The following is a 20,713-nucleotide window of genomic DNA, read 5'->3' on the forward strand; positions in this document are numbered from 1 at the left end:
GAACAAAAGGAGTGTGCTGGATGATAAAAGGACGTATGTATGTAAATGGTGAATGGACAGGCGATTCTCTTGATACAATTGATGTATTGAATCCAGCGACAGGTGAGCAGGTAGGGACGATACCAAACGGTGGAAAAGAAGAAGCAAGGGCAGCCATTGAAGCTGCACATCAAGCGTTTCCTGAGTGGGCTGCATTAACAGCGCTTGAGCGTGCAAACTACTTGATGAAATGGCATGACCTCATTTTAGAAAACAAAGATGAAATCGCTGAAATTTTAACGAAAGAAATGGGGAAACCATTAGCCGAAGCAAAGGGAGAAATTGTTTATTCTGCTTCGTTTATCTCATGGTTTGCTGAAGAAGGAAAGCGTGTGTATGGACGGACGGTTCCAGCGTCTTCTCCAAATAAGCGGATTCACGTCCAAAAACAGCCTGTAGGAGTGGTTGCCTCAATTACACCGTGGAATTTTCCAGCTGGGATGATTACTAGAAAGATGGCACCAGCTTTAGCTGCTGGTTGTACATTTGTTGCTAAGCCTGCAGAGCTGACGCCATTAACGGCGATTAAGCTTGTTGAACTATGTGAAGAAGCAGGGTTTCCGAAAGGTGTTGTGAACCTTGTCATGGGTGATGCAAAAGCAATTGGCGAAGAGATGACAAGCAACGAAAATGTCCGGAAATTAACCTTTACTGGCTCAACTGCAGTAGGGAAGCTCCTCATGAAACAAAGTGCGGAACGTATGCTGAATGTCTCCCTTGAATTAGGTGGTCATGCGCCGATGATTATTTGTGATGACGCCGATCTTGATAAAGCCGTTGATGGTGTCATCGCTTCAAAGTTCCGAAATGCCGGTCAAACATGCGTATGCGGAAACCGAATTTTTGTGCAAGAAGCGATCGTAGATGCGTTTTTAGCCAAATTAAAAGAAAAAACGCAGACATTAAAAGTAGGAAACGGCTTAGAGGAAGGTGTACACATTGGGCCGCTGATTGAAAAGAAAGGCTATGACAAAGTGAAAAAGCATGTGGAGGATGCAGTAGAGAAGGGGGCGAAAGTTATCATCGGTGGAGAAGGAGCGGAAGAGGGCAATGCTTATTTCTACCAGCCGACCATTCTTACAAACATTTCAGATGACATGCTTGTTATGAACGAGGAAACCTTTGGACCTGTTGCACCAATTCAAACGTTCAAAACTGATGAAGAAGTGATTGCGAAAGCGAACAACACACGCTATGGGCTTGCAGCTTATTTCTTTACGGAGAACTATTCAAGGGGAATGAAGCTGAGCGAGAAGCTTGAATATGGAATTGTCGGTTGGAATGACGGTGTCCCAGCTGTCGCCCAAGCGCCGTTTGGTGGGATGAAGGAAAGCGGTCTTGGACGCGAAGGTGGACAAGAAGGAATGGAAGCCTTTTTAGAAACGAAATTTTTATCAATTGGTCTATAAAAAGCACGAAGAAGAGTGGGGCGATTATGCACCACTCTTTCTTCATTAGGTCCTTTGTTTTGAGTTATTTCTGCGGCTTAATGCATGCTGTAGGTGAAGTCTTTTTTTTGTTGCACAATACAATAGAATAAAAAGAACAAATTTAGAAGGAAATGCGGCGGATAAATTTTAGAACGATTAGAAAAGTACCTTAAAAAGTTTGTCAGATTTTGCCCGAAATCTGATAAAATGAACAGGAATTCACTTATCAGGCATTGAATACGTTTTAAGCATCGATTCTTGGCAAGAAATAGGTTTAGGCTTTTATGAAAGAGGGGATAAAATACGATGGCAAATGAAACAGTTTTTGATCAAGTAATAAATCGAAAAGGAACCGCTTCGGCAAAATGGGATTATGTAGATACATTGTATAAAGGAAACGACTTACTCCCTATGTGGGTGGCTGATATGGATTTTCAAGCCCCAGCTCCTGTCATTGAAGCCATACAGTCAAGAGCAGCTCATGGGATCTTTGGGTACCCGACACATACAGCATCTGTAGATAAAGCGGTGCAAAGCTGGGCGAAGCGTCATTACAACTGGGACATTGACCCTGAAGATTTAATTTACACCTCTGGAATTGTGCCGACGATTAGTCGAATTATTGAGGCGTTTACAAATGAGAAGGATCGAATCGTCATTCAAACGCCGGTATACCATCCATTTTATGATCTGGTAACAAATAATAAGCGTGAGCTCATTAAAAATCCGCTTATTTATGATGGAACAAGCTATAAGATGGACTTTGCTCAGCTTGAATCGGGCATCGATAGCCGAACAAAAATGTTGATCTTGTGTAACCCGCATAATCCTGTTGGGCGTGTTTGGACGAAAGAGGAGCTCGAGAAGCTTGCACAAATTTGCGTAGCCAATGACCTTCTCGTTGTTTCTGATGAAATTCACGCTGATTTGTTGTATGAAGGATTTCAGCATATCCCGATCGCTTCATTGTCAGAAGAAATGGCTAGCCGTACGTTCACATGTTTAGCTCCAAGTAAAACCTTTAATTTAGCAGGTATTCAAACATCATACGTCGTTATAAAAAATTCAGTTTTACGGGCAGGTTTGAAAAAACATCTTACGTTAAACTTTATGAACATGACAAATTCGTTTGCAGAACTTGTCACAGAAGTTGCCTATAACCAAGGGGAGCAATGGTTGCAAGAACTTCGGGCTTATATTCAAGGAAACGAGCAGTATGTTCGTCGCTATGTAGAGACCCATATGCCGAAAATTTCTCTCGTAAAGCCTGAAGGAACTTATTTACTTTGGCTTGATTGTTCAAAATTAGGGTTATCCGCAAATGAACGAAAAAAATGGCTTGTAGAAGAAGCGCGCGTAGCTCTTAATCATGGCCCAATGTTTGGGAAGGAGGAAGGGGATGCTTTTGAACGAATGAATATTGCGTGTCCAAGAAAAACGATACAAGAAGGTTTAGAGCGTATTAAAAAAGCATATGTTCAACGTGGGTTCTAGGGACAGGAAGGTAGTTTTAGAAAATTTTTGGAGGAAGTAACGGATGAAAAGCATTGAGAATGATATATTGATCGAAGCATATCAAAAAGCAAAAGAGCTGAAGCTCGATCATGACTTCATCGCTCTACTCCATCAAGAGCTTCTGAGAAGGAATTTAGTGTGTCAGGACACGGTAGTTACAAAATAATTGATGCTTATTTATGGCAAAAGAAGAAAAATAATGCCCGTTCATGAATTTGTTTTATAAATGAATACTTAGGACAAGTCCAGCATATAGATGGAACGAGCAGCACAATGAGTGGGGATAACCTATTCATTGTATTCTTGTCATAAAGGAGACATGGGTTATGAATTCAAAAAAGCTATTAAAAAACCTAACGGAAGAATGTAAAGAGAAGCTTTGTCGCGAACTAACAAATAAAGAAGTTGAATTGATTTACTGGATAACAGAAAGACAGTATGAATTGAATTATACGCAAATAAAAACTTCATAGGGATGGATATATAATGAAAAAAGCAGGCTGCCTCCTAACTCAAAGGTGCAGGCTGCTTTTTTTCATTGGGACTAAGCTACACGGCAAGAGGAAAGACAGCCAAAGACACCCTAGTGCAATTAAATGAGCGAGTTGAAGCTGGTGAATGAACGTTAGAGGAAGCACAAATTCAGGGGAGAGAACGACTGGCTGGACCCGTCATAGAAGTAACAGAGGATGGCAGTTTAGTTCGTGATTTGCTTGAAGCGGCGCGTTCTGCTGAAGTAGAAGGCCGTTTCCATCAGTATATGTGGTTAAATCTTGAAGAGACCGCCGCCTGCGAAAAAATCGCCTGCGTTACCTTTTTTGATGAGTGGGGCTGGATGGTTGGGGTGGGGGCGTAACGGAGGAGTTTTATGAGTCACTCGACTGTTTAAGCATGGCCATTTTTGTTTCATATTCGATTTTATGGTTTAATGAATGTACAATCTTTTGTAGCCAAAAGGAGGAAATGCGTCTTGAAAACCTTCAAGTTGTATTCTTTGCAAATATGGAAAGAGCAGAAGGGGGAATTGGAAAAAAAGCGCATTCCGACGAAAGATGGACTGATTATTAACATGGAAAATTCTAAAGGGACATGGTTAATTGATGCCGTCGTAGCAATTGAGCAGCTCCCATTATTTCAGCAAGTGAAAAAAGAAGACAAAGATCTGCTTGTGGAGGTCGTCATTACAAGTCCGAACAATTACCCAGCGACGATGATTGTTCATGTTCGACGAGTGACAGAGCTATCAGACCAGATTAGTGTGTTATTAGAAGGAAGCCTTCTCATTCAAAAAGAGGACATTGTCGAACATATGCTAAAGCAGCTTGTTGAGGAAGGATACACTGGTGAGAGGTTATTGCAAGAGTTTAAGCAGCGAAAAGATCAGCAGCGGACATCGATTGAAGTTGTAGCAAATGAATTGTATCTATCGATGAAAGAAAGCGGTCAGTACCGCTTATAAATTTCGCGAATCAATGAGGCTGGGACGTAACGAACGTGTATGATTGAAAATACGAACAATGCACAACCTTAGCGAAGTATATTTCCGAAGCGAATGCTATGCATCAACGATCATTACGTTCGGACTTCTCATCAATAAAAACCCTTTTGTCCCAGCCCTGTTGATTTTCTCAAAAGATAAAAAGGGATAACCTTTCTAAGCTGTTTAGAGATAGTCGCTTAACGCTTTCTATTTATCCATTTTAAATGCGTAGTTCTCTACGTGTTGATTTTTAATCCTAGTATGGAAGTAGACCTTTGAGAGAATGGGAGAGGCCGACATGCTTTCGTTTAAAGATTTACAAGGTAACACTGTACGATTAGCTTTTGAAGAAATGCGGTTTTCGTTGAATCCGAAACATGTGTGGGTGATTTGCCGGTATCAGAACAAATGGCTAGTGACGAATCACAGAACACGAGGACTTGAGTTCCCAGGTGGGAAAGTTGAAGCTGATGAATCAGTCACAGAGGCTGCATATCGAGAAGTGAAAGAAGAAACGGGAGCTAGCGTTGAAACGCTCACGTTTATCGGACAATATGAGGTTCTTTTTGAACAGCAATCAATTGTAAAAAATATTTATTTTGCTTCGATCAAATCGTTGGAAAATCAGGCAAGCTATTTCGAAACAGAAGGACCGATGCTTTTGTCGGAGCTACCGACAGATATTCGAACAGATAAAAGGTTTAGCTTTATTATGAAGGATGATGTTTTGACGTACTCATTAGAAAAGCTTGCAGAAAAGCAACTGGTGTAGCAGTTGCTTTTCTGCGGTAGATGATAAGGCAAATGGTTTATTTCGTCTGGTGAAGAACAAGTTTTTGCTCAAGATATTCCACACATTTATACATACATGTGGCAAGGACAGCAATGACGGCTAAACTTAAGAGGACAAGGGTAAAATTAAACACTTGGAATCCGTAAATAATCATGTAACCGAGGCCTTGCTTAGATACAAGGAATTCACCAACGATGACCCCAACCCATGCTAGACCAACGTTCACTTTTAAGGTTGAAATAATGGTTGGAAATGAAGCGGGTAAAATCGCCCGCCGAAACACCTGTGTCTTAGAAGCCCGGAAGGTTCGAAGCACTTTAATATAATTCTCATCCACCTCTTTAAAGGCAGTGTAGACTACGATGGTTGTAATAATCACGGAGATTAATGCCCCCATGGCGATAATGGACGTAAAGCCAGGACCAAGCCCGACAATTAAAATAGGACCGAGAGCGACTTTTGGCATTGAATTTAAGACAACGAGATACGGATCAAGCACCTTTGATGAAAAAGGTGACCACCAAAGGAGTGCAGCAAGCAACGTACCGCCCAGTGTTCCTAATAGAAACCCAAGCATCGTTTCAAATAATGTGACAGACGTATGGGTTAGTAGGCGTCCATCTCCAGCCATCTCTAAAAAAAGCGACCAAATTTGAGTAGGCATACTAAAGAGGAGCGGATCGATCCATCGTGCTTGTGAGGCGAGTTCCCATATCGCTAGAAACAAAACAAGAATGGAAAACTGACAAATGACAACAATGCGCTTTTGCTTCTTTAGCTTTTGAAGGTATTGGCTGTGGAGTTGTTCATTCAAGGGCTTCAATTTGCTCCAACTCCTTCCAAATGATTTGAAACAATTCTGTGTAGACTGGATGTTGTCTCGCCTCAAACGGAAGGAGAGCCTTTAGCTCTCGTGGTACAGGAAAGATTTGATGAATCCGTCCGGGACGTGCAGACAAAAGGACAACCGTATCAGACATGGCGATGGCTTCACCGATATCATGGGTGACGAGCAATGCGGTTTTTTGCTCTAGCTTTAACGTTTTAAAGACAAGGTTTTCTAGCTTAAGCTTTGTTTGATAATCCAGCGCAGAAAAAGGCTCATCAAGTAGCATAAGCGATGGCTGGGTGACGAGCATACGTACTAAGGCAACTCGCTGACGCATGCCCCCTGAAAGCTGAGATGGGTAATGAAGCTTTTTTTCGCCAAGACCCATTTGTTCAAGTAAATTAAGAGCTAGCTGTTTGGTTTCAGGTGTCAGTTTTCCCATAATCGACAGACCAACAGTAATGTTTTCAAAAATCGTCAACCAAGGAAAAAGGTAGTCTTGCTGTAGCATATAGCCAATATGAGCATTATTTTCCTTAACGTTTTTCCCGTTCAGTAATACGTCACCAGAGGTTGGTGTCAGCAGACCAGAGATGATGGAAAGCAAGGTTGTTTTTCCACATCCACTTGGTCCAAGGATGGAGAGGAACTCACCTTCATGAAGCGTAACATTAATGTTTTCAATGGCGGTTGTTGCTGCTTGTTTTGTAACATACGTATGGGAAAGGTTTTTTAAAACGAGCTGAGTCATCGTATGCACACCTACCTACTCCATTGCCTTTTCTGCCATTTGTGTATTTACGAGCGTGTCATACTTCACCATTTTCGGGAGTTCTCTTGCCTCATCCATAATCGTTTGAAGATGCTCCCAAGCGTCTTGCTGCAGGAGTGGTGTCGTTGCATAAGAGCCTTGGCTACGGTAGCGTTCGACGACTTGGGCAATGACGTCCACTTCGGTCTCATCAAAATAAGGTGCAATGACTTCGGCAATTGTATCGACAGATTCTGAATCTACCCACTGCTGAGCTCTATAAATGGCTGTTGTGAAGCGTTCTAGGACGTCACTTTGTTCAGCTAGTGTGCTCTGCTTCGCCATAAATACAGTATACGGAACATTGCCTGATTCTGTACCGAATGAAGCGACAATATGACCAATGCCCTCATTTTCAAAAACCGTTGCTTGTGGCTCAAATAGCTGGACAAAATCACCTGTTCCTGAAGCAAATGCACTAGCAATGTTGGCAAAGTCAATATTTTGGATAAGCTCTAAGTCTTCATGGGGGTCGATCCCGTTTTTATGCAAGACGTGCTCGCCGACCATTTGCGGCATACCTCCCTTGCGTTGACCAAGGAAGGTGCTCCCTTTTAGGTCTTCCCACTGAAAGGAATCAAGCTTTTCTCGTGAAACAAGAAATGTTCCGTCCGTTTGTGTTAATTGGGCGAAGTTAATGGCTGGATCGAGGGACTCTTGAGCGTAAACGTAAATGGAGGTTTCGGCACCAACGAGGGCGATATCCGCTCCATCAGAGAGGAGGGTTGTCATCGTTTTGTCTCCACCCCAAGTGGTTGTTAGGCTGAGGTCGATGCCTTCTTCTTCAAAAAAACCTTTTTCCATCGCAACATAAAGGGGTGCATAGAAGATTGAGCGAGTCACTTCTGCTACTCGAACGGTCTCATTTTCTGTACTTGAAAGTGAGCATGCACTCACAAAAAATAATAAGGAAACTAGAAAAACAGATAGCAACGAGCGTCTAACCATTTTTTCGTCAACTCCTTCTGTTCACTTGGGATGTAATAGTGTATGCGTTGTGATAAAAATGTGTGTTAGCCCATGAGAAAGGAGAGCGTATCATGAATGGAGAAATGATTCATCAACAGCGAATTCCCTCACCCCACCCAAAAATTAAGCTGTATCTTGTCACCTATTGGAGTGATGGATTGAGAGTAAAAGGTTACTTAGCTGAGCCCGAGTGGGGGATTCAATTACCTGGGCTCCTCTATTTAAGAGGAGGCATAAAAAATGTGGGCATGGTCAGAATTGCTAGAATTATTCAATGGGCAGCTGAGGGGTTTGTGGTGATGGCTCCTTTTTATCGTGGCAACCGTGGTGGGGAAGGACAGGAGGATTTTGGCGGAGAAGACCGTTATGATGCTTATGCAAGCTTCGATTTGCTCAAAAGACATCAAAGGGTTTGTGCAAAATGGATCCATGTGTTTGGGTTCTCTCGTGGAGGAATCATGGCATTGCTGACAGGAATTGAGCGTGATGTGGCATCTGTTACGACATGGAATGGAGTATCCGATATGTTCTTAACCTATGAGGAGAGAATTGATTTGCGGAAAATGCTCAAGCGGGTTGTTGGAGGGACGCCTACGAAGGTTCCAGAACGGTATCAATGGCGAACGCCTCTTGAAAACATTGCTTTCATTCAAGGACCTGTACAAATTATTCATGGTGTGAAGGATGAGCATGTTTCAGTGGAGCATGCCTACCGATTGGAAAGGGCATTGCGTGAACATGGAAAAAGAATGCACCTTCGCTATTTTGAAAGCTATCCCCATCACTTCCCGCCTTTTGAACATCGACGCATTTTAACAGAAGCTGCTGATTGGATGAAGCAACAACAAACATAGAGGTCGGCTCTCGTGAGTCGACCTCTATAAATGATTCATTATTGTACCTGTGGACCAGCTTGTTTGATGGTCTCGGACACTCCATCAAAACGTTTAAAGTTTTCGTTAAATTGAGCAGCAAGTTCGTTCGCTTTTTGGTCATACTCTTCTGGATTCTCCCATGTGCCTTTAGGCTGAAGGACTTCGTCAGGAACACCAGGGCAATGAAGTGGTACATGAAGCCCGAAAATTGGATCGGTGATCGTTTCTACCTTTTGAAGCTCACCTTGCAGGGCAGCTTGAATCATTGCACGTGTGTATGGTAGGTTCATTCGTTTGCCGACTCCGTAAGGGCCGCCAGACCAACCTGTATTAACAAGGAAAACCTCAACATCATGCTGTTCAATTTTCTCCCCAAGCATTTCAGCATAGCGAGCAGCAGGAAGTGGGAGGAACGGTGCTCCGAAGCATGTAGAGAACGTTGCTTCTGGTGATGTTACACCTCGTTCAGTCCCTGCTAATTTACTTGTGTAACCAGAAAGGAAATGATACATTGCTTGCTCTTTTGTTAATTTACTAATTGGAGGTAATACTCCAAAGGCGTCTGCAGTTAAAAAGATAATCGTATTTGGATGACCAGCGACGCTTGGGTTTAAGGTGTTCGGAATCGCTTCAATTGGGTATGCAGCTCGCGTATTTTCTGTTAGTGACGTATCGTCATAGTCCGGAAGACCGGTTTGTTCATTAATGACGACGTTTTCAAGAACAGCACCAAAGTGGATCGCATTCCAAATTTGTGGCTCTTTTTCGTAGGATAGATTGACACATTTCGCATAGCAACCACCTTCGATATTAAACACACCGTTATCCGACCAACCGTGCTCATCGTCCCCAATAAGGTAACGATTTGGATCAGCAGATAGCGTCGTTTTTCCTGTACCAGATAAACCGAAGAAGAGGGCAACATCTCCTTCTTTCCCAGCATTTGCTGAACAGTGCATTGACAGTACTTCTTGTTCAGGCAGTATGAAATTCATGACAGAAAAGATCGATTTTTTCATTTCACCAGCATATTCAGTTCCTCCAATAAGAACGACACGCTCTTCAAATGAAATGATGATAAATGTTTCTGAATTTGTTCCATCTACTGCAGGATCGGCTTTAAAACCAGGGGCAGATACGATGGTGAATTCTGGCTTGTGCGTCTCAAGCTCTTCTTTTTTGGGACGAATGAACAGCTGATGGGCAAACAAGTTATGCCATGCACGTTCGTTTACGACTTGAAGGGGGAGACGGTAGCCTAAGTCTGCACCTGCAAACCCACGAAACTCAAACAGTTCATCTCTTTCCTCTAAGTAAGATAGAACTTTTTTGTATAATCGATTGAACGCTTCTTTTGCAATTGGTTGGTTCACTGGACCCCAATCGATTTTTCCTTCTACAGAAGGTTCGTTCACGATAAATTTATCTTTAGGGGAACGGCCTGTATACGTTCCTGTTGCCACACTTAAAGCACCTGATGACGTTAAGCGACCCTCTTTTCGCATTAATGATTTTTCGACCAAGGTGGACACTGGTGCATTAAGGATAACTTGTTCACGTTGTAGGAGCTGTTCAAGCTCAGAAGAGTTGCTTACCGTTTTCATTATGCTAACCCCATTTCTTTCTCGTATATTTGGAAAACATTTCTGATTAATTTCTTTTAATTAGTATAACACATTTTATTTAATAGTCTATACTATTAATCTTTTTTTCTTCGTGTGAGCCTCATTTTTTTTATGATCCAAATTTTTAAACGGGATAAGGTGCTTTAGGGCATGAACCGTGTCGCATTTTTTGTGTGTGAATATGATGTAAAAGATGATCAAGACAACAATTAAGAGGTTGCTCTTTCTTTTTGGGAGAATACAAGTTCGAAAGACGGCTTTGAGCGAATCTAATGAAGGGGGGCGAGCGAAAGTGCTTTTTTGCTCTTTATCCTTTTTATCCTTTGTTGAAGCTCCACCCCTTTTTTGAAAGTTGTACATGAATCGTATGTAAATGAGACATGATAGTATAGTAAGGAAGATGCCGCATTTTCTGCTAATGGTTGACATGATGTGACAAGTACGTTATGATATTCGGCGAACGGATACTCTTATCCCGAGTCGGTGGAGGGACAGGCCCGAAGAAACCCAGCAACCAACACCTAAAAAAGGTGGAAAGGTGCTAACCTGCAAGGCACTAGCCTTGAGAGATAAGAGGCGAAAGGTAAACGGACCAACCCTTTTCCTCATTTTTAGGAAAAGGGTTTTCATGGTTTTATACACGTCTTTGCTAAAACAACTTCACGTTAAGTGGGTGAATGAGTGCCGTATCACATTTCGTACATCTACCTTGTAAGAGTAGTTTGTACAAAGGAGGATTCTGCTTCATGGTTGAAAAGAAAAGTCGCCGTTTGTTTACATCAGAATCGGTAACAGAAGGTCACCCAGATAAAATATGTGACCAGATCTCTGATTCCATTCTTGATGAGATCTTAAGAAATGATCCAAATGCCCGTGTAGCTTGTGAAACAACTGTAACTACTGGACTTGTGCTTGTAGCGGGAGAAATCACAACGAGTACATATGTAGATATTCCAAAAGTTGTTCGTGAAACGATTGCAAATATTGGGTATACACGTGCAAAATACGGTTTTGATGCGGAAACATGTGCCGTTTTAACGGCGATTGATGAGCAGTCTGCTGATATTGCTCAAGGTGTTGACCAAGCGTTGGAAGCACGTGAAGGTCAAATGACGGACGCAGAAATTGAAGCGATTGGTGCGGGAGACCAAGGACTTATGTTCGGATATGCAAATAATGAAACAGATGAGCTTATGCCTTTACCGATTTCCTTAAGCCATAAGCTTGCTCGTCGCTTAACGGAAGTACGTAAGGAAGAGATTCTTCCATATTTGCGCCCAGACGGAAAAACACAAGTAACCGTAGAGTATGATGAAGAAGGTAAGCCTGTTCGAATCGATACAATTGTTATTTCTACCCAGCACCACCCCGAAATTTCATTAGAGCAAATTCAACGCAATTTAAAAGAGTACGTTATTCTCCCAGTTGTACCTGAGCATCTGATTGATGAAGATACAAAATACTTCATCAATCCAACAGGACGCTTTGTGATTGGCGGCCCTCAAGGAGATGCAGGCTTAACAGGACGTAAGATTATCGTTGATACGTATGGCGGATATGCTCGTCATGGTGGTGGGGCATTCTCTGGAAAGGATCCGACAAAGGTAGACCGTTCTGGTGCCTATGCTGCTCGTTATGTAGCGAAAAATATCGTTGCTGCCGGTCTTGCTGATAAATGTGAAGTGCAGCTTGCCTATGCAATCGGTGTTGCACAGCCTGTATCCATTTCAATTGATACATTCAGTACAGGACTTGTATCGGAAGAAAAGCTTGTGCAATTGGTGCGTGAAAACTTTGATCTTCGCCCAGCAGGCATCATTAAAATGCTTGACCTTCGCCGTCCGATTTATAAGGAGACTGCGGCGTATGGGCATTTTGGTCGTACAGATGTAGAACTTCCTTGGGAACAAACAGATAAGGCTGAGCTCCTAAAAAGCCAAGCTGGTCAATAATCATGAAAAAGACGAAGCTAGTATTTGCTGGCTTCGTCTTTTTTAAGCATAAATTCAATGAAGTCTAGCTTCAGATGCTAGGCGATCGAGTTGCTTCAGCTTGTTAATGGTTCCTTAAAACCTGGAAATGCATGTACAGGATTACAGCATTTCTGCTTTTCTTGTGTATGGAGAAGGGGCGGAGCTCAAGAATCGTTCGATTGATTTTTAACTTATGGGCGGACATCGTTCTTTAACGTATGTGATATTTCTCAATTGTAAAAACGGAGGAGGTGAATGGTATGGCACAAGATGTTTTGTGTGAAGTAAATAACGAAAGTGATCAAGGGAGCTTGTCCCATAGCTTTACAAATAGGCAACAAGCTTGTACTTTTTGTAGAGAAGCTGTAAGCTTAAAATGGATAAAATTCAATTAATACCTTTTTCTTTTTTAGGGTTGCAGACCTTTATAATACTGTCCTTTCTCTACGTACTCACGACGAATCCGGGCCATATCCTGTTTATCTTCCTCACTTAATTCACGGACGACCTTTGCAGGGCGGCCAAAGGCAAGGGTGTTAGGTGGGATTTTCTTGCCTTGAGGTACGAGGCTGCCAGCTCCTATAAAAGCACCTTCACCTACCTCTGCTCCATCAAGAACAATCGAACCCATGCCGATTAGGGAGTTTTTACGAAGTGTACAGCTATGTAAAATGACTTGATGGCCGACAGTTACGTCATCTTCAATAATAAGAGGATACCTTGGGCTTTGATGGAGAACGGAGTTATCTTGAATGTTCACACGATTTCCGATCAATGTTTTTGAGACATCTCCACGAATAACTGTGTTAAACCACACACTCGTTTCCTCCCCGATTGTCACATCTCCTGTAATTGTCACGTAATCGGCAATGAAGGCGCTTTCTGAAATTTGTGGCTTTATTCCGAAATATGGGTAAATCACGCAAACACATCCTTTTCGTTTTATCAAAAAATTATTATACTTATTTTATCGTATTTTAAATGAATTTTCTTCCTGAATGTGACCGAATAATAGAGGGCCCATTCATAACGAGCAAGGGGGTTAATCAACATGTGGAAATGGGAAGTGGCGGATCCGCGCGGATCGATTGTTGTCGTTCATGGAGCGGGAGAGCATCATGGCCGCTATCAGTGGCTTGCAAAGAAGTGGAATGATATTGGATTAAACGTTATCATGGGAGATTTGCCTGGACAAGGGAGAACCAGGGGTAAGCGTGGTCATATTCAATCCTTCCGTCAATATATAGATACGGTACTTGAATGGCTTGAGGCTGCAAAAATAGACAATTTACCGGTTTTCCTATTTGGGCATAGTATGGGAGGGCTTGTGAGCATTCGTACTCTTGTGGAAACAAAAGGACTCTCTGTTCATGGCGTGATTCTTTCTTCTCCCTGTCTTGCGCTCTATCAGCCACCATCAAAAGGGAAGGAGCTCGCTACGAAGGTTCTTCACCGTGTGACACCAACATTTAGCCAAAATGCTGGCATACGTACCGACCTCGCGACTAGAAATGAAGAAGTACGTGAAGAATATTTAAAAGACGAATTGCGTGTAACAAAGGTGAGCGCCCGCTGGTATCAGGAGTTAACAAAAGCAATGCGAGTAAGTCACCGCTATCCTGAAAAATTTCCAGACGTTCCGTTACTTGTTTTGCAGGCAGGGGAAGATTACCTTGTCGATAAATTTGCTGTAAGGGACTGGTTTAACTCCCTTTCGCTCCGAGAAAAAGGGTATAAGGAATGGGATGGCCTTTACCATGAAATCTTCAATGAACCAGAGCGTGAAGCCGTTTTCCGTTATGCATCCATGTTTGTCGAGCAGCATCTTTCGTAAAGCCGCCAATTGGTGGCTTTTTCGTTATGTAAATACGACAAGTGCATTCTAGGAGCTTCGTTGTTGTCTTCAAGCTTTTGTGCTAGTGTACTACATATGAAACAGATTGAGGAGGAAAGAAAGTGAAAGTTCCGAGCCACCCACTGCCATTATTATTAACAATTTACCGAGAGGTTGTGCCTGCGGTCCATCGTCATCTTGATCGATGGAAGGAAAAAGCAAGGCAAATTCCGGACCCTGAATTGCGATTTCATGCCTTAGATGGCTTAACGAGAAAAGCGTTTCATTGTGAGGGAGGAGGCGCATTTGGCCTTTTAGGAAAAGAACGATTTGATGATTTCCTTTCCTTTATGATCGCCTATCAAACAATGTGTGACTACTTAGATAACCTTTGTGATCAGAGTGAGTCCCTCGATCCAAATGATTTTCGTGCCCTGCATGACGCGTTGCTAGCAGCGCTGACACCTGGTGCGCCTCTCGAAAACTATTATCGCTTCCGAGACGAGCAGGAGGATGGCGGTTATTTGCATGAGTTAATTAAGACGTGTCAAAAAACACTGCAAAGCTTTCCTTCGTTTGAAAAAGTGCAACATCATATGCTGCAGCTTAGTGGCTATTACGGCGATTTGCAAACGTACAAGCATGTAAAAAAAGAAGACCGAGTGCCTTTACTAGAGGCATGGTTTGAAAAGCATCGTCAAGAGGTGCCACCAATGACATGGTATGAATTTTCAGCATGTACTGGTTCAACGTTAGCGATTTATACCTTAGCAATCTATGCAACAAAGCCAAATTTATCGGAAGAAACTGCTCAATTGATAAAGGAAGGCTATTTTCCGTGGGTACAAGGTGCTCATTTATTGCTCGACTATTTTATCGACCAAGAGGAAGACATTGCAGATGATGAGCTTAATTTCTTGTTTTATTATGAGAGCGAAGAAGAGATGATTTCACGGTTTCAATATTTTGTGAAAATGGCAGAAGAAACAATGACAAAGCTACCTGATCCTAAATTCCATCGGATGATCCATCGAGGTTTAATCGCTATTTATCTTGCCGATGAAAAGGTACAAGGAAATCCAGAATTAAAGAAAAAGTCAAAGCAAATGGCAAAGCTTGGAGGAATACCGACGTTATTTTTCCTATTAAATAGCTGGGTGTTCCGCAAAAAGAAAGAGGCTGCATTATAAAATAAATAAAGAAAGGCTGTTCCTTTTTCGTGGGGACAGCCTTTCGCTTGCTTTTATTCTTGGTTATACCCGCTGCTTACGAGGTCTAATTTGCCTGTTTCAGGGTGAATGACAAGACCGTGAACAGGTATATTTGGTGGAAGGAGAGGATGATTGCGAACAATTTCCACACTATTCATGACATTGTCCTCGACCCGGGTAAAGCCAGTTAAAAAGTTTTTCACATTGATGCCAGAAGCCTCTAACGTTTGAAAAACGGTTGAGTCTACTCCCCTTTCTTCAATTTTTTTAAGAATGGAGCTCCCTTCTAAGCCAGTCATTCCACAGCCATGGTGACCAATGATGCAAACCTCCTTAGCTTGCAACTCATAGAGGGCCACAAGAATGCTTCGCATAATGCTCCCGAATGGATGTGAAATCACGGCCCCTGCATTGCGAATGATTTTTGCATCTCCATTTTTTAAATTCATGGCATGAGGGAGAAGCTCATTTAGTCTTGTATCCATGCATGTTAAGATGACAAGCTTCTTCTTCGGAAATTTCTCTGTTCGATACTGCTCAAATGTTTTTGCTTCAACAAATGCTTGATTATGTTCTAGAATCGAGTTTAATAAGCTCACCAAACAACCTCCTCATTCATCTTTTCGTTATTCATCTTTTAGTTATAAATAGAAAAATAGTTTCTACTATTCTAACAATCTGTCACATAAAAACCAATCGTTATTTTTTACCTTGGCTGTTTGGGGAGAGATGAATGGACAGTTACCTTTTTTCAATGGCTATAATAAAAGGAGGATTGTTTGTCTGGTTCACAAATTCATAGCGTAGGACATGAGCGTTCTTTTGATTAAGTCCTTCAGCGTAGGCAACCACTTCGTTCCGTTCAATTTTTCCTTGTTCATGTCCATGATAAATAACGAGTACGATCAGTCCACCTTTTGGCATGAACGTTAACAGTTGCTCCACTGCCGCAAGGGTTGTAGCAGGATTTGTCACAATGTCTTTGTCACCACCAGGGAGATAGCCAAGGTTGAAAATCGCTCCTGCTACTTGAGCTTGACGCTCTATTGGCAGATACTCATTCAACCGTTCATGTCCGTCATGAATCAAGGTGACACGATCGAGCAACGCTTCGTTTGTTAGACGTTCCCTTGTAGCTGTAATGGCCTCTGCTTGAATATCAAATCCGTAAACATGGCCGCTATCACCGACGAGGGTTGCGAGAAAAGCCGTATCATGTCCATTTCCCATTGTGCAATCAACCGCCACATCACCTGGCTTCACTGCCTGTTCCAATAAATAGCGTGCAAAGGGAAGGATACCCTGTAGCTTCATCGGTTTATCACCTGACCTGTGTGGTAATGCTTTCCTTGCCAGCTGTTTCGGCGTATAAGCTCTGCTTCAATGGCATTCAACACCTTCCATTTACTCATGCTCCACATTGGACCGATCATTAATTCACCTGGTCCATCTCCCGTTAAGCGGTGAACAATCATATGAGGAGGCAAAATTTCCAATTGGTCTACTACAAGCTTCACATAGTCCTCAAAGCTCATCAATTCAAGCAAGCCTTTTTCATACTGCTTGACCATAGGTGTCCGTTTTAATAGATGAAGTGAGTGGATTTTAATCCCTTGGACATCGAGCTTTGCAACCTCAAGAGCGGTCTCCATCATCATGTCATAGCTTTCAAGAGGAAGTCCGTTAATAATATGTGAGGCGATGCGAATCCCATGCTTTCTCAGTTTGTTCACACCTTCTACATAGCATTCATAGTCGTGTGCACGATTGATGAGAAGTGCCGTTCGTTCATGAACGGTTTGTAAGCCAAGTTCAACCCATAAATAGGTTCGTTTGTTCAATTCAGCTAAATAGTCCACCACATTATCTGGTAGGCAATCGGGGCGGGTCGCGATGGATAGACCAACGACGCCTTCCTGCTGCAAGATGACCTCATAATAATTCCGCAACGTCTCAACTGGTGCGTATGTGTTCGTGTATGCCTGGAAATAGCCAATGTACTTCCCAGACCTCCATTTTTTATGCATCCGTTCCTTTATTGTATGAAACTGTGTCACGAGGTCGTCCTTCCGGTCACCGGCAAAGTCGCCAGAGCCTCTCTCGCTGCAAAATGTACAGCCGCCCCTTGCGACACTTCCGTCCCGGTTCGGGCAGTCAAATCCAGCATCAAGGGGAACTTTAAACACTTTTTCACCGAAGTGGTCACGTAAATGTTGATTCCAAGAATTATACCGTTTATCCCCAAACCGAAGCGGAACAGGTTCTAATGATCGTTGCATGGCTTTCACCTTTTTCTACATAGTCGCTTTGTGTCTTGCATCGTTTTTGAGTCAGTCTGAAAATATTGTAGCATGTCTATTGCTTTCCGCCAAAGCGCCTATGGCAAGATACTTCTTAGCTTGATCAAAAAGGGTATAAATCGGTCTTAGTGCGAAATTTTTGTCCACATTTCTTTGCGGTTGCTTGACAGTCAAGGATCCAATTCTTACAATAACAATATTGAGAAAAATAAGTCGACGATTTTAAAGACCGTTCGACATTTTGAAACATCTCGGACATTTTTATCGATAACAGGAAAAACGTTGCAGAGGAATAGTAGTGGAATGGTTGCGTTTAAGAGAGTTGACGGCTGGTGCAAGTCAATCGCAAACACCCATGAACTCGCCTTGAAGTTGTAATAGTGAACCTTAGTAGCTGTTACCGTTTCCCGCGTTAAGGGTTGAAGTGAGCCTTCGCTCAGGCAAAGGTTAAAGTGGGTGGTACCGCGGGATTGGTCGATTCGAATAGACCTCTCGTCCCTTTTGGGGATGAGGGGTTTTCTTTTACACGTTAATAACGTATTAATTTTTCAACACAGAAGAGTATCGACGTAGTTAAAAATTTGAAGGAGGTTTCACCATGTCATTTTCCCATAAAGAAATTGAAAAAAAGTGGCAAACGTATTGGGAAGAAAATAAAACATTTAAAACAATGGAAGATCAAGATAAACCTAAATTTTATGCCCTTGATATGTTTCCATATCCATCAGGTGCTGGTCTTCATGTTGGACATCCAGAAGGCTACACGGCAACTGATATCCTTTCACGTATGAAACGGATGCAAGGATATAATGTTCTTCATCCAATGGGGTGGGATGCGTTTGGTTTACCAGCAGAGCAGTACGCACTAGATACAGGGAATGATCCTGCAGAATTTACAAAACACAACATTAATAACTTCCGTCGGCAAATTAAAGCGCTTGGATTTTCCTATGACTGGGACCGGGAAGTAAACACGACGGATCCTGAATATTATAAATGGACCCAATGGATCTTTTTGAAGCTTTATGAAAAAGGCCTAGCCTACATAGATGAAGTTGCTGTTAACTGGTGTCCAGCACTTGGGACGGTCCTTGCGAATGAAGAAGTGATTGATGGAAAAAGCGAACGTGGGGGGCACCCAGTTGAACGTCGTCCGATGAAGCAATGGATGCTAAAAATCACAGCTTATGCGGATCGCTTGCTTGAGGACTTAGAGGAGCTTGATTGGCCAGAAAGCATTAAAGATATGCAACGCAACTGGATTGGTCGTTCGGAAGGTGCTGAAGTGACGTTCCCGGTTGAAGGGATTGATGAGGCGATCACTGTCTTTACAACACGTCCAGACACGCTTTTCGGTGCAACCTACATGGTGCTTGCTCCCGAGCATAAGCTTGTAGACAAAATCACAACCGATGAACAAAAGGAAGCGGTTGATGCCTACAAGAAGAAGGTTGGAACAAAAAGTGACCTTGAGCGGACAGAGCTTTCTAAAGAAAAAACAGGTGTGTTTACAGGGGCGTATGCGATAAATCCTGTAAATAATGAAAGAGTGCCTGTTTGGATTGCTGATTATGTTTTAGTCAGCTACGGAACAGGTGCAATTATGGCGGTTCCAGCCCATGATGAGCGAGATTATGAGTTTGCACAAACGTTTGATCTTCCGATTCAAGAGGTTGTGGCAGGGGGTAATATTACTGAGGAAGCGTACACAGGAGACGGGGAGCATGTGAATTCTGGCTTCCTGAATGGATTAAAGAAGAATGAAGCGATTAGCCGTATGATCGAATGGCTTGAAGCAAACGGAAAAGGGAAAAAGCAAGTTACCTACCGCCTTCGTGATTGGCTCTTTAGTCGTCAACGGTACTGGGGAGAGCCGATTCCAATTATCCATTGGGAAGACGGAACGATGTCAACGGTTCCAGAAAGTGAGCTGCCTCTTGAGCTACCGAAAATGAAGGAAATCAAACCTTCAGGCACAGGTGAATCTCCTCTTGCGAACGAGAAGAACTGGCTTGAGGTCACAGATCCTGAGACGGGTAAAAGAGGTCGTAGGGAGACGAACACAATGCCGCAGTGGGCAGGAAGCTGCTGGTATTATTTACGCTATATTGACCCGAACAATCGTGAAGCCCTTGCTGATCCAGAAAAATTAAACAAATGGCTACCAGTAGATATCTATGTTGGCGGGGCAGAGCATGCGGTGCTTCATTTGCTCTACGCTCGTTTCTGGCATAAATTCTTATATGATATTGGGGTTGTTCCGACGAAAGAACCGTTCCAAAAGCTATACAATCAAGGAATGATTCTCGGTGAAAACAATGAAAAAATGAGTAAATCGAAAGGGAATGTTGTCAATCCTGATGATATTATTGAGAGTCATGGTGCTGACACGCTTCGCCTTTACGAGATGTTCATGGGGCCGCTTGATGCTTCGATTGCTTGGTCAACCAATGGCTTAGACGGGGCACGCCGTTTCCTTGATCGCGTATGGCGGTTATATGTGGATGAGCGTACAGGGAAGCTAAATGAAGCGATTGGCGATGAAAAAGGATCTGATAGCCTCATCCGTGTGTATCATCAATCGGTGAAGAAAATCACTGAGGATTTCGCAGAGCTTCGTTTTAATGTGGGAATTTCGCAAATGATGGTCTTTATTAACGAAGCGTACAAGCAGGAACGCTTGCCACGTGACCTCATGGAAGGCTTCGTGAAATTGCTTGCGCCGATTGCGCCACATTTGGCTGAGGAGCTTTGGGAAAAGCTTGGTCATGCTGGTACACTTACGTATGAAGCTTGGCCTACCTATGACGAGTCATTCTTAGTCGAAAATGAAGTTGAGATCGTTGTTCAAATGAATGGGAAGGTTCGGACGAAGCTTGTTGTTCCAGCCGATGCTACACGAGAGCAAATGGAAGAAACGGCGATGTCCGATGTAAAAGTTCAGGAAGCCCTTGCTGGAAAAACGGTCCGAAAAGTGATTGCCGTACCAGGAAAGCTTGTCAATATTGTTGCGAACTAAATATATGGAA

The 20,713-nt window shown here is 42.7% G+C and carries 20 protein-coding genes, 1 riboswitch and 1 other annotated feature; of the genes, 12 read left to right on the forward strand and 8 right to left on the reverse strand.

Features of this window, described 5'->3' with window-relative positions; genetic code table 11:
- Positions 1 to 20 precede the first annotated feature (20 nt).
- The 6 genes from BLT_RS0103840 to ytkD all read left to right on the forward strand — a co-directional run bounded on the left by BLT_RS0103840 (position 21) and on the right by ytkD (position 5,236).
- Positions 21 to 1,448 carry an NAD-dependent succinate-semialdehyde dehydrogenase gene (locus BLT_RS0103840; protein WP_017726488.1) on the forward strand — a complete coding sequence of 476 codons (1,428 nt, stop codon included), beginning with the start codon at positions 21 to 23 and terminating at the stop codon, positions 1,446 to 1,448.
- Between the two features lie 327 nt (positions 1,449 to 1,775).
- Positions 1,776 to 2,963, forward strand: a complete 1,188-nt coding sequence (locus BLT_RS0103845; protein ID WP_017726489.1) for a MalY/PatB family protein — start codon at positions 1,776 to 1,778, stop codon at positions 2,961 to 2,963.
- Positions 2,964 to 3,006: 43 nt separating this feature from the next.
- The gene (gene sda, locus BLT_RS22945; protein WP_017726490.1) at positions 3,007 to 3,150 is read left to right on the forward strand and encodes a sporulation histidine kinase inhibitor Sda; all 144 of its coding nucleotides are present in this window, start codon (positions 3,007 to 3,009) and stop codon (positions 3,148 to 3,150) included.
- A 507-nt stretch (positions 3,151 to 3,657) separates the two neighbouring features.
- Positions 3,658 to 3,840: a cache domain-containing protein gene (locus BLT_RS24910; protein ID WP_394295494.1), complete on the forward strand. Its 183-nt coding sequence runs from the start codon at positions 3,658 to 3,660 to the stop codon at positions 3,838 to 3,840.
- A 114-nt stretch (positions 3,841 to 3,954) separates the two neighbouring features.
- The gene (locus tag BLT_RS0103865; RefSeq protein WP_017726493.1) at positions 3,955 to 4,443 is read left to right on the forward strand and encodes a YwpF-like family protein; all 489 of its coding nucleotides are present in this window, start codon (positions 3,955 to 3,957) and stop codon (positions 4,441 to 4,443) included.
- Between the two features lie 319 nt (positions 4,444 to 4,762).
- Positions 4,763 to 5,236: an RNA deprotection pyrophosphohydrolase gene (ytkD, locus tag BLT_RS0103870; protein WP_017726494.1), complete on the forward strand. Its 474-nt coding sequence runs from the start codon at positions 4,763 to 4,765 to the stop codon at positions 5,234 to 5,236.
- A 37-nt stretch (positions 5,237 to 5,273) separates the two neighbouring features.
- Here the strand turns inward: ytkD and BLT_RS0103875 are convergent, their stop codons facing one another.
- The 3 genes from BLT_RS0103875 to BLT_RS0103885 are packed head-to-tail and all read right to left on the reverse strand — an operon-like array spanning position 5,274 to position 7,845.
- Entirely contained in the window at positions 5,274 to 6,080 is an 807-nt protein-coding gene (locus BLT_RS0103875) for an ABC transporter permease (protein WP_017726495.1), read from the reverse strand.
- Positions 6,064 to 6,837 (reverse strand): ABC transporter ATP-binding protein, encoded by a 774-nt coding sequence (locus tag BLT_RS0103880; protein WP_017726496.1) that lies wholly within the window; start codon positions 6,835 to 6,837, stop codon positions 6,064 to 6,066. The genes BLT_RS0103875 and BLT_RS0103880 overlap by 17 nt, the downstream gene beginning before the upstream one ends.
- Positions 6,838 to 6,852: 15 nt before the next feature.
- Complete coding sequence (locus tag BLT_RS0103885; protein WP_017726497.1) at positions 6,853 to 7,845, reverse strand: ABC transporter substrate-binding protein; 993 nt, start codon at positions 7,843 to 7,845, stop codon at positions 6,853 to 6,855.
- A gap of 92 nt (positions 7,846 to 7,937) precedes the next feature.
- Here BLT_RS0103885 and BLT_RS0103890 point away from each other — a divergent pair, with 92 nt between their 5' ends.
- Entirely contained in the window at positions 7,938 to 8,720 is a 783-nt protein-coding gene (locus BLT_RS0103890; RefSeq protein ID WP_017726498.1) for an alpha/beta hydrolase family protein, read from the forward strand.
- Positions 8,721 to 8,758: 38 nt separating this feature from the next.
- On the opposite strand, the gene pckA is transcribed toward BLT_RS0103890, so the two are convergent.
- Positions 8,759 to 10,345 carry a phosphoenolpyruvate carboxykinase (ATP) gene (pckA, locus tag BLT_RS0103895; RefSeq protein WP_017726499.1) on the reverse strand — a complete coding sequence of 529 codons (1,587 nt, stop codon included), beginning with the start codon at positions 10,343 to 10,345 and terminating at the stop codon, positions 8,759 to 8,761.
- A gap of 488 nt (positions 10,346 to 10,833) precedes the next feature.
- A riboswitch (SAM riboswitch) is annotated at positions 10,834 to 10,942 on the forward strand.
- Between the two features lie 170 nt (positions 10,943 to 11,112).
- Between pckA and metK the strand changes: the two genes are divergently transcribed.
- Positions 11,113 to 12,318 carry a methionine adenosyltransferase gene (gene metK / locus BLT_RS0103900; RefSeq protein WP_017726500.1) on the forward strand — a complete coding sequence of 402 codons (1,206 nt, stop codon included), beginning with the start codon at positions 11,113 to 11,115 and terminating at the stop codon, positions 12,316 to 12,318.
- Between the two features lie 281 nt (positions 12,319 to 12,599).
- On the forward strand, positions 12,600 to 12,734 hold the full coding sequence (locus BLT_RS24660) for a hypothetical protein (protein ID WP_017726501.1): 135 nt from the start codon (positions 12,600 to 12,602) through the stop codon (positions 12,732 to 12,734).
- 14 nt (positions 12,735 to 12,748) lie between these two features.
- Here the strand turns inward: BLT_RS24660 and BLT_RS0103910 are convergent, their stop codons facing one another.
- Positions 12,749 to 13,261, reverse strand: a complete 513-nt coding sequence (locus BLT_RS0103910) for a gamma carbonic anhydrase (protein ID WP_017726502.1) — start codon at positions 13,259 to 13,261, stop codon at positions 12,749 to 12,751.
- A gap of 129 nt (positions 13,262 to 13,390) precedes the next feature.
- Here BLT_RS0103910 and BLT_RS0103915 point away from each other — a divergent pair, with 129 nt between their 5' ends.
- Together BLT_RS0103915 and BLT_RS0103920 are read left to right on the forward strand one after the other, a co-directional pair.
- Positions 13,391 to 14,173, forward strand: a complete 783-nt coding sequence (locus BLT_RS0103915) for an alpha/beta hydrolase (protein ID WP_017726503.1) — start codon at positions 13,391 to 13,393, stop codon at positions 14,171 to 14,173.
- A 122-nt stretch (positions 14,174 to 14,295) separates the two neighbouring features.
- Positions 14,296 to 15,363: a tetraprenyl-beta-curcumene synthase family protein gene (locus tag BLT_RS0103920; RefSeq protein ID WP_017726504.1), complete on the forward strand. Its 1,068-nt coding sequence runs from the start codon at positions 14,296 to 14,298 to the stop codon at positions 15,361 to 15,363.
- 53 nt (positions 15,364 to 15,416) lie between these two features.
- Here BLT_RS0103920 and BLT_RS0103925 read toward each other — a convergent pair whose 3' ends face one another.
- The 3 genes from BLT_RS0103925 to BLT_RS0103935 all read right to left on the reverse strand — a co-directional run bounded on the left by BLT_RS0103925 (position 15,417) and on the right by BLT_RS0103935 (position 17,663).
- Complete coding sequence (locus BLT_RS0103925) at positions 15,417 to 15,983, reverse strand: beta-class carbonic anhydrase (RefSeq protein WP_017726505.1); 567 nt, start codon at positions 15,981 to 15,983, stop codon at positions 15,417 to 15,419.
- Positions 15,984 to 16,125: 142 nt separating this feature from the next.
- Positions 16,126 to 16,698: a class I SAM-dependent methyltransferase gene (locus BLT_RS0103930; RefSeq protein WP_017726506.1), complete on the reverse strand. Its 573-nt coding sequence runs from the start codon at positions 16,696 to 16,698 to the stop codon at positions 16,126 to 16,128.
- On the reverse strand, positions 16,695 to 17,663 hold the full coding sequence (locus BLT_RS0103935; RefSeq protein WP_017726507.1) for a TIGR01212 family radical SAM protein: 969 nt from the start codon (positions 17,661 to 17,663) through the stop codon (positions 16,695 to 16,697). The genes BLT_RS0103930 and BLT_RS0103935 overlap by 4 nt, the downstream gene beginning before the upstream one ends.
- Before the next feature lie 294 nt (positions 17,664 to 17,957).
- Positions 17,958 to 18,187: a binding site (T-box leader), on the forward strand.
- Positions 18,188 to 18,282: 95 nt separating this feature from the next.
- Between BLT_RS0103935 and leuS the strand changes: the two genes are divergently transcribed.
- The gene (leuS, locus tag BLT_RS0103940) at positions 18,283 to 20,703 is read left to right on the forward strand and encodes a leucine--tRNA ligase (RefSeq protein ID WP_017726508.1); all 2,421 of its coding nucleotides are present in this window, start codon (positions 18,283 to 18,285) and stop codon (positions 20,701 to 20,703) included.
- Positions 20,704 to 20,713 lie beyond the last annotated feature (10 nt).

Origin of the sequence: Halalkalibacterium ligniniphilum (assembly GCF_000334155.1) — a bacterium.
Classification (GTDB): Bacteria; Bacillota; Bacilli; order Bacillales; family Bacillaceae_D; genus Halalkalibacterium; species Halalkalibacterium ligniniphilum.